This is a genomic window from Nocardia sp. JCM 34519.1 (assembly GCF_020361265.1).
GTDB classification, from domain to species: domain Bacteria; phylum Actinomycetota; class Actinomycetes; order Mycobacteriales; family Mycobacteriaceae; genus Nocardia; species Nocardia arthritidis_A.
On sequence record NZ_JAIRBR010000010.1, the window covers coordinates 18,679 to 35,660 of the forward strand.

Genomic DNA, 16,982 nt, shown 5'->3' on the forward strand with positions numbered 1-16,982 from the left:
GGCGCACGACTCGGGTAATTCACCTATCGATGGGTCAGTCGCGCGGTGAGCCAATCCACCGAGGGCGCGCCCGCAAGGACGGCGGCGAGGTTATGTCCGGTGGCCGAGGCACCGAGCGCCGGTGGCAGCACCGGCGTGTCGATATCGGCCTCGGTGACATCCGCCCCGCCCGCACGCCACCTGGCACCGAGGGCTCGGACGCCGCCGTTCGGGACCACATCGTCGTTCGGGCTGGACAGCAGCAGCACCGGTGCGGCGGGCGGGGTGCCGCCGATGACGAGATCGTCCAGGACGGAACGGATCCGGGGATCGGACCGCAACGCGTCGGCAATCGTCGTGCCGCCGACCGTATAGCCGGAGGTCGTGCGGAACCCCTCCTGTACTGCGCTGCCGATGACGCACTGTTGCGCGGTGCGGCGGACGAATTCGAGCCCTTCCTGGTTGAGCAGTGCGGTGATGCGCGGGGCCAGCTCGGGGTAGCTGGCGATCAGACCGTTCACGAAGTACCCGTTCACGCCGACCAGGATCTTCCCCTCGTTGAACCGTAAGGCGGCAACGGGATCACCGGTCGGCGCACCGGCGACCGTGCCGCGCAGATCGAGTTCGGGCGCGTAATCGCGCGCCTGTTCGGCAGCGGCCGCCGCCGCGCTGCCGCCCTGTGAGTAACCCCAGATCCCAACGGGCGCACCGGGATCGGCGAGGCCGAGCCGGATGGCCGCGCGGGCGGCATCGAGCACGTCGTACGCGGCGGGCCTGGGTTGCAGGTACGGGTGCCCGCCGGGTACCCCCAAACCCTGGTAGTCGGTGATCACCACGGTGATGCCGCGGCCGAGCAGGGCGGCGAGATCGAGCAGGGCGTATTCGGCCATCGGCGCCGATGATCCATCCGTCAGCACACCGCTGGACAGCAACTTCGACGGTGCGCAGTTCGCACCGGCGCCGTGCGCGCCGACCGCGAAACTCACCAGCGGGCGCGGCCCCGGTCCCGGCCACGCCACCGCCGGAACCAGCACGGTGCCGGTGACCGCGATCGGCGCGCGGTGCGCGTCCGCACTCGTGTACATCACCTTGCGCGCCTCGGCGATCGGCAGCAGTGTGGCGAGCCGGGCGCGCGCGTCCGCCGCGAAAGGCTCACTGCGCACCACATCTCCACCGCGAGCCCCGGCGACCGGGTTCGGTGGGAGATAGAAATCCTCCCCTGGATCGGCAACGGCCGATGACGCCGGCCCGAGCAATACGGACACCGCCACCAACGCGATCGTCACCACAGCCCCGGCCCCGCGCGAAAAGCGCTTAGACAAAACAACTCCCATTGGTTCGGCTCGGCGCGACACCTCACTCATCGCCGAGTACACCGCTGACCCCCTTCAAGCCAGCGCACCCAGCGTACTCATCGAACGCTCCAGCGGGCTCTCGACGCGGCAGACGCCCTTCGTATTCGGGGCCGGTCCCGTTTCGGCCAAACCCGTATCCGCGCTTTAGAGTTGACTCGGATTACGGATCGGACCACGTCGCGCACACGGAGGGGAGCGATGACGACCCCACAACCGCCCCTCGGGGCAGCGACGCGGTTCGGGCATTATCGGCTGGACCGTCTCATCGGCCGCGGTGGGATGGGCGAGGTGTTCGAGGCCTATGACACCGGCAAGGATCGCACCGTCGCGATCAAGGTGCTGCCCGAGCGGCTCGCCCACGATCCGGTCTACCGCGAGCGATTCCGGCGCGAATCGCACGCCGCCGCTCGGCTCAAGGAACCACATGTCATCCCGATCCACGACTACGGCGAGATCAACGGGCGACTCTATTTGGACATGCGTCTCGTCGATGGTGTCAGCCTGCGCGCGCTGCTGCGGCCGGACGCCCCGCTGGCACCGGAACGCGCGGTGGCGCTGATCCGGCAGATCGCCTCCGCGCTCACCGCCGCACACGCCGACGGCCTGATCCATCGCGACGTCAAACCCGACAACATCCTGGTCACACCGGACGACTTCGCCTACCTGGCCGACTTCGGAATCGCCTACTCGGGCAACCGTCCGGACCTCACCAACGACGGAACGCCGATCGGGTCGTTCCACTATATGGCGCCGGAACGATTCGTCTCCGGCACCGTAACACCCGCCGCCGATGTGTACTCCCTGGCTTGCGTCCTGTACGAATGCCTCACGGGCACTTGGGCTTATCCCGTCGAGAGCGATGGCGAACTGGTGCGGGCGCATATGTTCGAGCCCGTACCGCGACCGAGCACCGTCCGCGCCGACATACCACCCGCATTCGACGCGGTCGTAGCCCGGGGCATGGCCAAGGATCCGCGAGATCGTTACGGCACGGCGGCCGAACTCGCCGCCGCCGCCCATGCCGCCCTCACGGACCGCCCGCCGGTGGCCGAACCCGCGCCGGAGCCCGCGCAGACGCATCGGCCCGATGCACTGACCCAGCCATCGGCACCGACCGTCACCGAATTACCTTGCGGCACTGTGTTGCCCGGCCCCGCCGCATTGCCTGGCGGTCCCGAATCACCGGGCGGTCCCAAACCACCGGGCGGCACCAAATCACCCGGTGGCACCGAAACACCCCGCGGCACCACACCGCCCGGCAGCACCACAACGTCCGGCAGCACCACAACGCCCGGCAGCACCGAAACACCCCGCGGCACCACACCGCCGGGCGGCACCGAACCACCGGGCGGTGCTAAACCACCCAGCGGCACCGAAACACCGCGCGACACCGAAACACCCGGCGGCACCACACCACCCGGCAGCACCGAAACACCCGGCGGCACCGAACCACCGGGCGGTGCTAAACTACCCGGCGACACCAAAGCACCGGGCGGCGCCAAACCAACCGGCGGTGCCGAAACATCGCGCGGCATCGAATCACCCGGCGGCACCGCCGAGTTCGCGAGCCGAGCCGACCTCAAGCCGCACATCCCGCGGTACGTCTTGGCACTTGTCGTCACCGTATTCGTCGCCGCCGCGGCCATTTTCGGCGTGTGGACGCTGACCGGCCGATCGGTCGCGGGCACCGCCGTCGCCGACGACACCGCACTGCGCGGCGCCGATATCGATTTGCTCGGCATCGTCGGCCCCGTTGGATACAAGCGCGCCAACTGCGCACACCAGAATCCGGGCGCGTCGGCCATCGCCATCATCTCGTGCACCGCAAACCCGGTCGCCGGGGATCCGGCCGCGCGCTTCTTCCGGTTCCGCGGACCTGACAAACTGCAGAAGTTCTACCGATCGTTCGTCGAGATCTACCGGACCACAAGCTGTCCCGGAGATTCACCGGGTGCCGATGGACCTTCGATCGTCGACGGCAAGACGGTCGGCCGGAAGGCGTGTTTCGTCGATCGCGCCGACGATCCGAACGTGCCGAAACCGGCGCTCATACTGACCTCCGACAACGGTTCGACCGCCGCCATATATACCTGGGCGACACCGGCCGACGCGCCCTTGCGCGATTACATCGCCGCACGGAACGTCTGGCAGTTCGCGACGATGGACGCCGCCCGCGATCCCGACCGGTTCTCCCCGGCGGATCGCGCGGTATTCGCCCAGCTGCCACCCGATTTCGGCCCGGCCAACTGCCTGCACACCGAGCTGCAGGCCGGACCGGTGAATGCGCGAGTGGTGTGCAGCACCCGGCTCGGCTATCCAACGGCCGCGTTCTTCGGATTCCCGGACCGCAAATCCGCGACGCGGTTCTATCAAGGCGATCTTGGGCAGTTGGCGGGTCACGCCTGCGATGGTGGCGGCGGCCCGGATTCCTTGTGGCTCAAAGATTCCGCGCCAGTCGGCCGCTTCTTCTGCTATCCGGATTACGACACTGACGAGGCGCCGACGACCTGCCTGCTCGCCGTCCACGACGACCGGCTGCTCGGCGTCCTGCTGTGCGCGCTGCGTGCCGACGACGCCGACCCCGGCCCGAAAAACGAAAAGGATCTACTGCGTTGGTTCCAGCGGAATTTCGGCTGAAACCAACCAATTATCGTTGCGGCACAATGGCATTCGGCCGACAATCGGCATCAGCGACGCAGCGGTGCGCCGACGTGGTGCAGGTGCGTCAATGCCTCGCGGTAAGAGGCGATCAACCCGGTCTCGTGGTACGGCACACCGATTTCGGCGCAGTAGTCGCGGACGATCACCTGGGCGTGACGCAGATTCGGCGTCGGCATACTCGGGAACAGGTGATGTTCGATCTGATAATTGAGCCCGCCGAGAGCCAGGTCGGTCAGCACGCCGCCGCGAATGTTGCGGGAGGTCAACACCTGACGACGCAGGAAGTCGGGCCGGTCGTCGCCGGTCAGCGTCGGCATCCCCTTGTGGTTCGGGGCGAAGATGCAGCCCATGTACAGGCCGAAAAGCGCTTGGTGCACAACGAGAAACGCGAATGCCTTGTCGGCGGGCAGCAGCACGAACAGCGTGGCCAGGTAGGCGACGAAGTGACCGAAGAGCAGCGCACCCTCCCGGCCACGATGTTTGACCGCTCGATTTCCCAGCGCACGCGCACCGGCCACATGCAGGTTCAAGCCCTCCAGCATCAACAAGGGGAAGAAAAGGTATGCCTGCGCCCTCCCGATGAGGCGCGGCAGACCACGGCTGGCCCGCGCCTGCCGTTGTGACCACACCAGAATGTCGGGTGCGACATCGGGGTCGAGTTCCTCGTGATTCGGGTTGGCGTGATGCCGGGTGTGCTTGTCCTGCCACCACCCGTAGGCCAGGCCGATGCCCGCGTTGCCGACGATTCGGCCCATGAGCTCCGTCGGCCGCCTGCGCCGCAGCACCTGACGGTGCGCGACATCGTGCATGACGAGTGCGACCTGAGCGAAGCTCACCGCCATGAACGCCGCGATCAGCAGCGTCCACCACGAGTCGCCGACGAGTACGAACGCCACCCAGCCCGCCACGAACGCGACCCCGACAAGACCGAGCCGGACGGCATAGTAGACGGGCCGCCGGTCCATCAGCCCGGCATCGGAGACCCGGCGCAACAGGCGGGCGTAATCCCCCTCGGCGCCACCACGCCGCGCTGACCGCGGAAATGACTCGGGGACAAGTATTGTCATATTCCGGAAGCTATCCGCCGAATTCTCAACCAAGGTAAGCCCTCGGTATGACACGGAATCGGATTGCGGTGTGCTAAAGGACCATTCGTATCCGGCTAACCGCGCCCCGCGTTGCGAGCGGTGCCGCGGTGGGCGGGCACGGTGGTGGGGTCCTCCGGCCAGGCGTGTTTGGGGTAGCGCCCGCGCAGGTCCGCGCGGACCTGGGACCAACCGGTGCGCCAGAAGGATGCCAGATCCGCGGTGATCGCGACGGGCCGTTGGGCTGGCGAGAGCAGGTGCAGCACCACCGGGACCCGGCCGTCGGCCAGCCGCGGTGCGTCCGCCCAGCCGAATGCCTCCTGCACCTTGACCGCGAGCACCGGCGGATCGGTCGAGTAGTCGAGCCGGATGCGGCTGCCGGAGGGCACCGGCAACCGTTCGGGCGCCAGCTCGTCCAAGCGGGCCGCCTCCGGCCAAGGCAACAGGCGGCGCAGCGCCTGTCCGGCATCGATGCGTTCGAGGTCGGCGCGGTCGCGGGCGGCGGCGAGTTCGGGGCCGAGCCAGGTGTCGGCGGCGGCGAGTAGCGATTCATCGTCGACCGCGGGCCACGGAGCGCCGAGGACGCGGTGTAGGAATTCGAGGCGCTGGCGCAATGCGATCGCATCCGAATCCCAATGCAGCAGCCCGAGACCCGTCGAGCTCAGTCCGTGACGCAGCGCGGCGCTGAGCAATTCGGGATCAGGGTCACGAATCGGCTGCTCCGACAATACGATCGCCCCCAGTCGTTCGACCCGCCGGGCTGCCACGTCGCCATCGATCCACGCCACCTCGTCGACGGTCCGCAGCAGGCTCGACGCGGCCCGCCGGGCCAGCTGCTCATCGGCGACCGCGGCCAACCGGATCCACCCCTCGGACCGGCCCGGATCTCGCGTCGCGACACCGACCGCCAGCCACTGCGCATCGCCCAGTCCGGAGCCGGGCGGCAGCGTCACCGCGGTACCGCCCGCCATGAGATAGCTCGCCGACCCCGGGCCACGCCGTCGCGCCAGCCGCTCCGGATGAGCCAGTGCGACAACGAAAGCCGGATCGTCGACGCCCTCCGACGCCTCGACCATGCGGACCAGCCGATCGACCTCGCGCCGCCAGCGGGCCGGGCGCTCACGCCGCAGCACTCGCAGACCGGCCGCGAGATCGACACCGGTGGTGAGGGTTTCGTCGTCGAGGACGGTGACGACCTCGGCGGCCGCCCGCGCACCGACCGTGCGGGCCCCGTCTAGTAATGCCCGAGCCAACCGCGGATGCAACCCGATCCGGGCCATCCGGCGCCCGCGCTCGGTGACCGCACCGTCCGCACCGACTGCCCCCAACGCGCGCAACACATCCCGGCCGGATGCCAACCCACTCGGGGGCGGAGCATCCCACCAGCCGAGACCATGACCGTCGGCCGTACCCCAGCACGCCAGCTCCAATGCCAACCGGGTCAGATCTGCCGTCCGGATCTCCGGCTCCGGGTAGGCGGGTAGCGTGCTGTGCTCGTACTCCGGCCAGCATCGCCACACCCGCCCCGCCGCCTCACGTCCGGCCCGGCCTGCGCGCTGCGCCGCCACGGCGGCCGAAACCCGAACTGTCGCAAGCCCGGACAATCCCCGCCCGCGATCGATGCGCGGTACCCGAGCCAGCCCCGAATCCACCACCGCGCGTACACCGGGCACCGTCAGACTGGATTCCGCCACGGCCGTCGACAACACCACGCGCCGCCGCGGCCCGGGAGATAACGCCGTGTCCTGCTCGGAGGCGGGCAGTCGGCCGTGCAGCACAACGAGATCCACGTCGATATCGGCCAGAAGCGCTGCCGTCCGGCGGATTTCGGCCGCCCCGGGGAGGAAGACCAGCACATCCCCATCGGTCGCGGCGACCGCGGCCCGGGTGGCGCGCGCAACGTGCGCCTCGACCCGTTCCCGCGGCAACGGCGGAACGTAGGTCGTGTCCACCGGATAGGTCCGCCCGTCGACCCGCACCACCGGCGCCGCGCTATCTCCACCCAGCAACTCCGAAAGCCGTTCGGCCGCAACGGTCGCCGATGTGGCGAGCACCCGCAGATCCGGCCGCAATCCGGCCCGGGCGTCGAGGAGCAGCGCCAACAGCAGGTCGGCGTCCAGGTGCCGTTCATGACATTCGTCGAGCACGACCACATCGACCCCCGCCAATTCGGGATCGCCCTGCAACCGGCGCACCAGCAATCCGGAGGTGACGACCTCGACCCTGGTCCCCGGACCCACCCGCCGATCGCCACGCACCGAGTATCCGACCGTCTCGCCCACCGATTCCCCCAGCAGAGCGGCCATCCGCCCGGCTGCGGCCCGCACCGCCAACCGCCGCGGTTCGGCCACCAGCACTCGCCCGGCGGTCCCCACCGCCAAAGCCAACGGCACCAATGTCGTCTTCCCGGTTCCGGGCGGCGCGACCAGCACCGCGGTCCCCTGCCCCGTCACCGTCTCGACAATATGATCGAGGACGCCGCGTACCGGCAGATCGGGAAATTCGGGACGTTTCATGACCGACAAGTCTGCGACATCGGCCCCGGTCCACCCACTCCGACCGCCTGGATTCCTAGCGACCGAGGATCCGGCGCAGCCATCCCCCGCCGCCGGTATCCGGATGGCCGTCGCACCATTCCTCCACCGGGACAACGGCTTTCACCTGATCAATATGTTGGCCGCAGCCTGACCAGGTGGTCTTTCCGCAGCTCTTGCAGCGGACGGGATTACACATCGGTCCTATTCCTTTCGTCCGGCCGGAGTTTCACCGGTGGTGGCGGCATCCCCGAAACGATCACACTGGAGAGGCCGCGCCATCGCGACTTCGAGGAGACAACCATGAAGATCATCGGGCTGGAAGAACATATCGCGACCGAGCGGGTTCTCGATATCTGGCGCACAACCGACCCGCACCTGACCGATCCGGCGTTGCGGCTCACGCTCGGCGGCGTGCTCGGACCCGAAATCGAGGGTCGATTGCTTGATCTCGGTGCGGACCGGCTGCGCGCGATGGACGAGACCGGCCTCGACGTTCAGGTTCTGTCCCTGACCACGCCGGGTTTGCAGGATATGGAGCCGTCCACCGCCCTCGCGCTGCAGACCGAAGTGAACGACGCGATCGCCGCGGCCATCCGCGCCAACCCGGACCGCCTCCAGGGCTTCGCCACCCTCGCCACCCCGGTCCCCGCCGCGGCGGCGGACGAATTGCGGCGCGCGGTAACCGAATTGGGGCTATCCGGTGCCATGCTCTACGGCCGCACCGGCGATCGTCACCTCGATCACCCGGACTTCTGGCCGATTTTCGAGGCCGCGGACGCGTTGCGGGCTCCGCTGTATGTGCATCCGCAGCCGCCACCGGCGCAGGTTCGCGCGTCGTACTACGGCGGATTCGACGAGCTGACCAGCGCGCTGTTCGCCACCGGCGGGATCGGCTGGCACTACGACACCGGCATCGAGATCCTGCGGATGATCATCGGTGGAGTATTCGACCGCTTCCCGAATCTACAAGTGATAGCCGGACATTGGGGCGAGGTCGCACTGTTCTACCTCGACCGTCTCGAACTACTGCACACCGTGGCGAAACTGCCGCGTCCGATCTCGGATTACTGGCGAACGAATATATCGGTGACACCGGGCGGCATTTTCAGCCAGCGATACCTACGCTGGGCCATCGAGGTCGTCGGCATCGACCGCATCATGTTCGCCAGCGACTATCCCTACGGATATGCCGCCGGGTCGGCTTGCCGCCGATTTCTGGCGGAGACCGATCTCACCGAAACCGACCGCGAAAAGATCGCGTCGGCCAACTGGGAACGCCTGCGCGCCGACATCCGTCGATAGCTGTTCTCGCCGCCCTGAACGTGGGGTCATCGCGGACGCATTCCGCATCAGCATCCGCGCGGCGTACCGTTTATGCGGGTACACGTCTCGTGTACCGCGTACAGAGTGATCAACAGCGAGCGAACCTTCTCCGAAAGGAACAGCCGTGAGTGATACGTTGCAGATCGGTGACGAGCTTGGACTGGGTCAGTCTCTTCAGAACGGCGCATACTCCCTGACCCTGCAGAACGACGGCAACCTGGTGTTGACCGAACCGGGTAACGAGGTGTGGGCCTCCGGTACCCACGGCCGGGATGTCCAGCGAGCCGTCATGCAGGACGATGGCAATTTCGTCCTCTACCAGGCCGACGGCGCCGCCGCCTGGTCCACCGAAACGAATGGCAAGGGCGCCGACCGGCTGACCTTGCAGTCGGACCGCAATGTGGTGCTGTACGCGGGCGACAAAGCCGTATGGTCCACCAAGACAGCCACCGACAAACCCATGCCCGAGAGCCGCTCCGATGCGGCGCCCGCGGCGGCGCAACCCCACACCTATACCGTCGAATCGGGCGACACCCTCGAATCGATCGCGGAACGTGAGCTCGGCGACCGCGCCCGTTTTATGGATATCGTGCGCGCCAACGGCATCAGCGATCCGGACATGATCAATGTCGGGCAGGTCCTGACCATTCCTTGACCGGAGGCCGACACGCCTCGACCGGTTCTACGGTCGAGGCGTGTGGGCGGCCCTCATCTGCGAATCGCCGCGATGACCCCGATCATGCCGACCGCCATCAATATGGCTCGCTGCCCGTACGAGAACTGAAAGGTCCGGATAATCGGAATGTAGCGGCCGAGAGCATATCGGCCAGGGCCGGTTATGCCGATTACCACGGCGCCGGCCGCGAACAGCGGCTCGTATTTGACACCCTCCGGAATGAAGAATCCGCCCGCGATGGCGGCGCAGTACAGCATTATCGCCGCGGTGACGAATGCGGCGGGCAACACGAGTATCCCCAGTATCATCCCGAGCCCGCCGATGGTTTCCCCGAGTCCGACGACGACGGCCAGCCGTCCGGCGTCCTTCGGATAGCCCATCTCGGTGAGCTGTTGGGTGGTTGCGGAAAGACCCGCACCGCCGAACCAACCGAAGAGTTTCTGCGCACCATGCGCGAAAATCGCCAGCCCGAGCCCGACCCGCGCGAGCAGCAGGGTGATATCGAGCCCGACCGTCCCACTTCCGGGGACCGCGATTTCCGGTACCCGCATGCGAATTTCCGCGGTATTCGATGACAAGGGCACCTCCCGGTCAGATCGAATTCTCCGAACCACCGCGACGAGCAGATATGTCGAGAAGGAGAATAGCATTCGGCTGCCCGGCCGCCGTCGGCTCAGTATCCCGCGGCGGTAAGCCGGTAATCGGCCTCTAGCAGCATCCACCCGCTCAGCTGTACCGAGAGATCGCGACTCAGGTTCGCGGGCGTTGCGGGCGGAAAGGTTCCGGGATCCTTCGGCGGCGTGACCGCGCGGGTCCAGTCGACGCCGAACAGGGGCAGCCCGTCCACCTCGGCGCGATGTGCCCAGGCCGCCCGCGCGGAGGCGTGCACGATATTCGCCGCGGTGGTGTCGCCCAGTGCCAGCGCGGATTCGGCGAGATATCTGGCGAGGATGCCCATGAAGAGCCCGGAGTCGTTGCCGGAGGCCGCGGCGATAACACCCGCGTCGGTGAGCCGGTGCGCGGTCGCCCGGACGAGCGCCGCCGCACGGCCGCGATGGTCCGATTCGCCTGTGCGCATTGCCAATTCGGTTTCCAGCCCGATGGTGACGCCCTGGCTGTAGGTGTGCACGGTCCGGTCTATGCGACCGCCGGGCTCGTGGATGCCGTCCAGGATCAGGCCGCTGTCGGTGTCGCGCAATCGAGTGTGCAGGAATTCGGCGAGTTGCCCGGCGCGCGGCAGTTCACCCAAGCGCGCCATGGCTATACCGGCCGGGCCGATCGCGGGTGTGTTGTAGAAGTCGTCGCCGGAGCGCCAGGGCACCGCACCGGCGGCCGGATTCCAGCCGGCGACAAGGGCGGAGCGCAGGTCCCCGACGGCGTCGCCGAACCGCACGCCGAGCAGCCGGTCGGCGCGCTCGAGCGCCAGCACCAGCCACGCCATATCGTCGTAGTACTCGTTGGTCCAGCCGGTGAGATTGCGGGTCCGGATGCCGCGCGCGATGGCGACGACCCGGTCGATGTGTTCGGGGGTGCGGGCGCGGCACGCTGCGTCCACCGCACAGTCCAGCAGGTGGGCTTGCCACCAGTAGCACCAGCGCACGAAGGCCAGATCCAGCAGGGATGCGGGCCAGACGAGCAGGCCGAGCCGCGTCCGCGGGCGACCCCACAGTGTGCGCACATGTCGCCGCACGATCGCCCGTTCCGCCAGGGCGGCCCGCTGCCCGGCGTCCTCCGGATCGGCCGATATCTTCCGCGTGATCATCGCGGCCTCTGTCGGCTGCGCCATCGCGGTGAGGGCGATCGAGGCGCCGGCGGCCATCAGCACACTTCTTCGGCTGACTCCCCTGTTCGGGCGGTCCATCGGCTCGGACTCCCTTTACCGAACAACGATCACCGGAGCCGGAAACCGCACGGCCACATTCTATCCCGACGGTCGGATCTCATACCTGTTCGCCGCGTTCGCGGCGAGCATCGAGATCGCGCTGGCGCGCCTCTTCCTGTCGACGCGCCTCGGCGCGCTGTTGTTCGGCACGCTCGCGCAGGCCGCGCAGAAATTCCTCGTCGGCCGCCGGATCCTGGGCGACGTAGCGACCGGGACGGTCGTATTCCGCATATCTGGTCGTGCTGCGTGGGCCGGACCCTTCGTGCAGCGGACGGCCGACGAACAACCACAGCAGAGCGCCGACGGTCGGTAGGAAGATGACGACCAGCAGCCATCCCACCTTCGGCAGGTGCCGGATACCCGGCTCCGGCGCCGTGATGATGTCGATCAGACAGTAAACCCACAGCGCCAGCGTGAGCAGGCCGATAAACGCGTACGGCATGGAAATCCCCTCCGTGTTCGTGTCGAAAATTCTCGCCGTAGCGCCGAGCCGACAGCAGGCATGAGGCTACCGACCCGCCGAACCGGCCACAAGTTCGATTAATCCCACCGGTGGAGGGTGTAATGGACGCGAACGCCGCCCGCGGTGACCCGGAATGTATGACCTATCTTGTCGGCCTTGGATACCAATAGCCCGCAGACTTCCGCCTCATCCTTTCCGGCGACAACGGCGTCCTTGGCGTATGCCTCCAGGGTTTTGCGAATCTCGTGCAGGTCGGCGGCGAGAAATTCGGGAAAGAATCCCGCGCCGCTCGTGTACGCCGTATCCGTCGCACCGGCGAGTGCGAACAGCACCGCCTGTTCGCGGGCGGTGCGGTCGACCTCGACATGCCAGGTCGCCGGGTGCGGGATCACGGCCGTCACCTCCCGGAATTCGCCCGGGCGCAGGCGCCATTGGGTGGGCGGTGAGCCGTTCACGTAGACGTACCAGGTCACCGGATTGCGCTGCCGCGGGGTATCCCACTGCACGATCGGGGGCGCGTCCGGATGCACGGCTGTCACCATCGCGCCGTAGTTGGCATTCTCCCGGGGCACCGCGAATTCGATGCGTTCCGCGTCCGGAAGGACGGTGCGCGCGAACTTCTCCCAGGTCATCACCACCGGCTCGGCGTCGAGATCGATTGTGCCCCTGCGCTTTTTCGCGGGTACGAGGTGGCCGAAGACGCCGCCCGGCGGTGGCGCGTCCTTTGCCGCGGACCAGATCGGGCACACGTCGGCGAGTTTCGCGAAGCGGCGCTCCAACGATCCGGCGGCACGCAGTTCGGCGATGACCCGCTCGGCGCGCGCGATCATCGCCGCTGTCGGGGCCGCGGTGGGCCGACGGTATTGCAGCGGATGCATTTTTTCCGCGAACCGCGCCTTGACGCTGTCGAAGGGCAGTTCGTCGGCGAGATCGCGCAGCAGTGTGCCGATCATTCCGCTCCTGACATGACAGTATCCGGCGGGTGCGGTCGCGGCGGCCGACCAGATGAGGTTGTCGCGTCGCCGCTGCGCGACCTCGCCGCGGCCACCGGCGGTCTCGATCCTCTTGTGCAGTGCCAGCAGCCAGGATCCGGCGCCGAGTATCGCGTCCGAGCGATACAGGTGCTCCGAACGCAGCAGGGCCACAGCCTTTTTCACGACCGGGTGCGGAAACTCTGCGAGTGCGCGGGCGACCGTTTCCCGGTCGGCGTTTTTCGCGGCGATGTACTGTCCGGTCGTGGCGAGAGCCGAGGGGGTGTGCACCTGATGCTCGGGCGGGATGACGGCGAGGTGGGTCCACGGCCCGCGCTCGGGAAATCCCCAATTCGTTGCGCTGGAGCGGAATACGGAGATGATGGGCCGCCGCTCGACCTCGTCCGCGATCGCCGCGACCGCCCGCGCGTATTGGGGCGGCGCATCTTTCGCCGACCACAGCGCCGAGGTCGCCTTCCCCTTGGCATCGACGACTACGAGCCCGCCGTAACGCTTCATGAACGCACGGCATGTGCCGCAGGTGTTCTCCGCGGCCAGTTCCGGTGTGAGCGCGGCGAGGAACATGTCGTACAACCCCCGGCCACCGACGGAGAACAGCGGCGTCCCCACCGTGGCCAGCGCCAGGAACCGGCGCTGAACACCGGCCAGCAGCTCGTCGTATCGGTCGTCGGCGGATGGTCCGGCGCTATCTGCCGCGAGCATGTTCATGGTGAATACCCCCTCGTCTCGATGGCTGGCCCCGACTTCAACGTCCGACCGACACCCGTGGATATTGAATCGGGTTGCCGCTCAGGCGATTTCTGGCACGAAAGTCGAGGAAGCCCCGGGGTGTAGCCTACCCCGGGGCCTCGGGGGCCGCCCAATTGCGGGACACCGACACGTTTAAGAACGGAATGAGTTTCATTGACGTGGTGCTCTTCGATTGAGCTACGGCCGATCGGTGGCTCGGCCGGCGGGAGTTGAACCCGCAACCTCCACGCTGACAATCCGTCCTCTCGATTCGGCGTGCGGCGGCGAATGCTGAAGCTGGAGCGATAATGTGAATTTGCGGGCGGCGGCGCCTCTACCGGTTGGGCTACCCCGCCTCGTGTGGCGGGAGGAGGATTCGAACCTCCACTGTGCCGCTGTGCCTTGTCACATTGAACTTCTGATTCAGCTTGCGCTCTTGCGCACTGCCGACTTTAGCCGGTGCGGTGGGCTCAGCCAAACAAATATCCGAAGACGTCCGCGCCGACCTTGCGCTGGGTGATCTCGGCGTTGTTGGCCTCCTCGCGCGCGAATTTCACCGCCTCCGCGAGTTTTTCGACGCGCTCGGTGAGCTCGTTGACGCGCTTGGCCGGCAGCGCGCCGGAGAACTTGATGGTGCGCCAATAGCCGACGACCACATCCTCGTGATACACCTCGACCTGCGCCGGATGCTTCTCCGTCGCTTCGGCTTTCACGTGGTTGCGCGGAATCTTCTTGGTGCGCACCGTCTGTACCGGCTCGGTGGCGTAGCAGTCCGCGGCGGCGTCGTACTCCCAGGACTCCGCCGCGTCCAGCACCGGCAGCTTGCGCACGAAGGTGTGCAGATCCACCAGCTGCTTCTCCAGGAACAACAGGTAGGTGATGGGCGCGTTCGCGATCAGGGTGCGGCCGTCGACCACCACGTCGGCGGTGGCGGTGCAGTTCGCCCAATCCTTGGTGGCGACAACGTCGAACAGTTTGGTCAGGATCTCCGCCGTGGTCGCGAGAACCTCCTCCGACTTCACCTGGACGCGCGTCGATTCGGGCGGCAGCTGCTCACCCTCCTCGTCCTTGGGCCGGTAGGTACGCGAAATACCGCTCAGCAGCGGGTTTTTCGCCAACTTGTGATGGGCCTCGGTGAGCTCGGAGAACGTACGGGACTTGATCCCTTTCTCGACGGCGACAATCTGATTCAAACGTGTCATTGCGGCACTGTATCGACCGTCTTCCGCTCAGCACCAGCGATTTTCGCGACGCGAAGCCCCCACGCCCACCCGGCAGTGGATGGTGTTCTTTCCCAACCCCGCCGGAAACGCATTGGAGTTCAAACCATTCCACGACGAGTCACAGATATTCATCCCATGAGGCGAGCGTCGGCTCAACCGGGGTGAGCGGCCAGCCATGCATCCGAACCGAGCGGCGCGTCGGAAATTCGCGGGATGCCATTCTGGACAACCGGCAACATGGCGGTAATGATCTCCGGGTTGGTTCCGTTCGATTCGGGGGTTCGATACTCCATGTCCTTGTTGGGAAGGTGCGCGGTGGCCACGGTGACTCCCAGCACGGCCGCCCTGTTCACGGTCGGCCTCGCCCGAATCGAGAAGCCGCTGTTCGGCCTCGACACCATCTGCACCGCGAACGCCAGTTGAGCCCGGCACCCCCAGTCATCATGGATGATCGCGGGGGCGGCCGCTGAGTAGGGAGGTTCGGTGTGGGTGAGTTGATCGTCGGTATCGATATCGGCACGACGGCCGTGAAGGTGGTGCTGTTCACCGGCCGTCACGAGCTCATCGATACCCATGTCACCGAGCATCCGATGACCCACGGCAAGCCGGGTTGGGCCGAACAGGATCCGCGGGACTGGTGGCAGGGTTGCCTGCGCGGCATCGACGCGGTGACGGCGGGCGCCGCGGCCGGGGCGGTGGGCGCGGTCGGCGTCACCAGTCAGGTCAATACCCATGTGTTCGTCGACGCGCGGTTGCGCCCGCTGCTGCCCGCCATCACCTGGCAGGACCAGCGCTGCGCGGAGATCGCCCGCGAGTTGAACCGGACCGTCACCGCCGAGCGAAGGAATGAGATCTGGGGCAGGCCATACGCTTTCGACGCGTCCGGGCTGATACCCCGCGCACTGTGGGTGGCGCGGAACGCGCCCGATACCTGGCGGGCCACCCGCTGGGTGCTGAGCCCGAAGGATTACGTCAACGCGCTGCTCACCGGGGAGATCGCCAGCGATGCGATGTCATCGATCGGGCTTGTCGACACCGATGGCATCGGCTACCTCGACGCGGCGGTCGCACTCGTGGACGGCCTCGGCGACCGGCTGCCACCGCTCGCCCGCCCGACCGATACCGTGGGGCGGATAGGTCTGCCCACGCTAGCGTGCGATGCGGCGGTCGGCACCATGGACGCGCTCAGCGAGATGTATGCCGCGGGCCTGACCACACCGGGCCGGGGGATGATCTCTTGCGGCACTTCACTTGTCGTCGCCGGGGCGGCCGAACTGTCCATACCCGCCAAGGGCATCGTCACCTTCCCGCCCGTCGACGGCCTGCGCATCCACGCCGGGCCGACGCAGGCCGGCGGCGACGCGCTGCGCTGGTGGGCCCGCGCCAGCGGACAACCGATCCAGCAGGTGCTCGCCGATGCGGCCGCGGTCCCGCCCGGCGGATCCGGTGTCGTGTTCACACCGCACCTCATGGGCGAACGAGCACCGCTGTGGGATCCGGATGTGCGGGGCGGTTTCCTGGGGCTCAGCACCGCCACCACCCACGCCGAGTTGAGCAGAGCGGTCCTCGAAGGCGTCGCCATGTCCGGTCGGCAGGTGCTGGCCGAGGTCGAGTCCGCATGCGGAAAACCCTTGGACCCCATTACTTTTTCCGGTGGCGGTGCCAACAGCGAACTGTGGGCGCAGATTTTCGCCGACGTGCTCGGCCGCCCGCTGCACCGGCTGGCCAGCCGCGACTACAGCGCCGTCCTCGGTGCGGCGCTGTTCGGCGCCGGAATCCGGCCCGACCGGACGGCCCCGTCGATCGACCGGATATTCACCCCCGATCCGGTCCATACCCGGCGATTGGACCCGCTGTTCGAGATCTACCAGGACACCTATCCCGCGTTGCGCGAGGTCCACGCGAAACTCGAAAAGTGGCGCTCCGCAACGTCATAGGCCGATCGACTCGGGCGAGAAAATGTGCGAGGACCGCGTGGACCGCTTTCGGATAAACGCGACAATATCTACCAATATCCCGCGGCCGAACACACTGTCTCGCACGACTGGGCCACACCGAGTGGCGATCCGTCCACATA

The 16,982-nt window shown here is 67.3% G+C and carries 13 protein-coding genes; 4 read left to right on the forward strand and 9 right to left on the reverse strand.

What is annotated here, in order from left to right; genetic code table 11:
* Window positions 1-23: 23 nt before the first annotated feature.
* Window positions 24-1,265, reverse strand: a complete 1,242-nt coding sequence (locus tag LGY53_RS23805) for a lipase family protein (RefSeq protein WP_225728921.1) — start codon at window positions 1,263-1,265, stop codon at window positions 24-26.
* A gap of 267 nt (window positions 1,266-1,532) precedes the next feature.
* Between LGY53_RS23805 and LGY53_RS43975 the strand changes: the two genes are divergently transcribed.
* Entirely contained in the window at window positions 1,533-3,971 is a 2,439-nt protein-coding gene (locus LGY53_RS43975; protein ID WP_305082715.1) for a serine/threonine-protein kinase, read from the forward strand.
* A 50-nt stretch (window positions 3,972-4,021) separates the two neighbouring features.
* Here LGY53_RS43975 and LGY53_RS23815 read toward each other — a convergent pair whose 3' ends face one another.
* The gene (locus LGY53_RS23815) at window positions 4,022-5,062 is read right to left on the reverse strand and encodes an acyl-CoA desaturase (protein WP_225728922.1); all 1,041 of its coding nucleotides are present in this window, start codon (window positions 5,060-5,062) and stop codon (window positions 4,022-4,024) included.
* 95 nt (window positions 5,063-5,157) lie between these two features.
* Window positions 5,158-7,596 (reverse strand): ATP-dependent helicase HrpB, encoded by a 2,439-nt coding sequence (gene hrpB / locus LGY53_RS23820; protein ID WP_225728923.1) that lies wholly within the window; start codon window positions 7,594-7,596, stop codon window positions 5,158-5,160.
* A gap of 321 nt (window positions 7,597-7,917) precedes the next feature.
* On the opposite strand from hrpB, the gene LGY53_RS23825 reads away from it, so the two are divergent.
* A complete protein-coding gene (locus tag LGY53_RS23825; RefSeq protein ID WP_225728924.1) occupies window positions 7,918-8,919 on the forward strand; it encodes an amidohydrolase family protein in 1,002 nt (333 codons plus the stop codon).
* Window positions 8,920-9,064: 145 nt separating this feature from the next.
* The gene (locus tag LGY53_RS23830) at window positions 9,065-9,595 is read left to right on the forward strand and encodes a LysM peptidoglycan-binding domain-containing protein (RefSeq protein WP_225728925.1); all 531 of its coding nucleotides are present in this window, start codon (window positions 9,065-9,067) and stop codon (window positions 9,593-9,595) included.
* Between the two features lie 53 nt (window positions 9,596-9,648).
* Here LGY53_RS23830 and LGY53_RS23835 read toward each other — a convergent pair whose 3' ends face one another.
* The 6 genes from LGY53_RS23835 to LGY53_RS23860 form a co-directional block, all read right to left on the reverse strand.
* Complete coding sequence (locus LGY53_RS23835) at window positions 9,649-10,167, reverse strand: DoxX family protein (RefSeq protein WP_225728926.1); 519 nt, start codon at window positions 10,165-10,167, stop codon at window positions 9,649-9,651.
* 122 nt (window positions 10,168-10,289) lie between these two features.
* Window positions 10,290-11,435 (reverse strand): glycoside hydrolase family 76 protein, encoded by a 1,146-nt coding sequence (locus LGY53_RS23840; protein WP_374111225.1) that lies wholly within the window; start codon window positions 11,433-11,435, stop codon window positions 10,290-10,292.
* 121 nt (window positions 11,436-11,556) lie between these two features.
* Window positions 11,557-11,940 (reverse strand): PLD nuclease N-terminal domain-containing protein, encoded by a 384-nt coding sequence (locus LGY53_RS23845; protein ID WP_225728928.1) that lies wholly within the window; start codon window positions 11,938-11,940, stop codon window positions 11,557-11,559.
* 98 nt (window positions 11,941-12,038) lie between these two features.
* A complete protein-coding gene (locus tag LGY53_RS23850) occupies window positions 12,039-13,661 on the reverse strand; it encodes a hypothetical protein (RefSeq protein WP_225728929.1) in 1,623 nt (540 codons plus the stop codon).
* A 491-nt stretch (window positions 13,662-14,152) separates the two neighbouring features.
* The gene (locus LGY53_RS23855) at window positions 14,153-14,884 is read right to left on the reverse strand and encodes a hypothetical protein (RefSeq protein WP_225728930.1); all 732 of its coding nucleotides are present in this window, start codon (window positions 14,882-14,884) and stop codon (window positions 14,153-14,155) included.
* Window positions 14,885-15,057: 173 nt separating this feature from the next.
* A complete protein-coding gene (locus LGY53_RS23860) occupies window positions 15,058-15,228 on the reverse strand; it encodes a hypothetical protein (RefSeq protein WP_225728931.1) in 171 nt (56 codons plus the stop codon).
* A 162-nt stretch (window positions 15,229-15,390) separates the two neighbouring features.
* Here LGY53_RS23860 and LGY53_RS23865 point away from each other — a divergent pair, with 162 nt between their 5' ends.
* Window positions 15,391-16,842, forward strand: a complete 1,452-nt coding sequence (locus tag LGY53_RS23865; protein ID WP_225728932.1) for an FGGY-family carbohydrate kinase — start codon at window positions 15,391-15,393, stop codon at window positions 16,840-16,842.
* Window positions 16,843-16,982: the final 140 nt, after the last annotated feature.

What these genes read in the sequence shown, in the direction of transcription:
- LGY53_RS43975 (WP_305082715.1), top strand. Translation starts at nt 1,533, where the DNA reads ATGACGACCCCACAACCGCCCCTCGGGGCAGCGACGCGGTTCGGGCAT.
- LGY53_RS23815 (WP_225728922.1), bottom strand. Translation starts at nt 5,062, where the DNA reads ATGACAATACTTGTCCCCGAGTCATTTCCGCGGTCAGCGCGGCGTGGT.
- hrpB (WP_225728923.1), bottom strand. Translation starts at nt 7,596, where the DNA reads ATGAAACGTCCCGAATTTCCCGATCTGCCGGTACGCGGCGTCCTCGAT.
- LGY53_RS23825 (WP_225728924.1), top strand. Translation starts at nt 7,918, where the DNA reads ATGAAGATCATCGGGCTGGAAGAACATATCGCGACCGAGCGGGTTCTC.
- LGY53_RS23835 (WP_225728926.1), bottom strand. Translation starts at nt 10,167, where the DNA reads ATGCGGGTACCGGAAATCGCGGTCCCCGGAAGTGGGACGGTCGGGCTC.
- LGY53_RS23840 (WP_374111225.1), bottom strand. Translation starts at nt 11,435, where the DNA reads ATGGCCGCCGGCGCCTCGATCGCCCTCACCGCGATGGCGCAGCCGACA.
- LGY53_RS23845 (WP_225728928.1), bottom strand. Translation starts at nt 11,940, where the DNA reads ATGCCGTACGCGTTTATCGGCCTGCTCACGCTGGCGCTGTGGGTTTAC.
- LGY53_RS23850 (WP_225728929.1), bottom strand. Translation starts at nt 13,661, where the DNA reads ATGAACATGCTCGCGGCAGATAGCGCCGGACCATCCGCCGACGACCGA.
- LGY53_RS23855 (WP_225728930.1), bottom strand. Translation starts at nt 14,884, where the DNA reads ATGACACGTTTGAATCAGATTGTCGCCGTCGAGAAAGGGATCAAGTCC.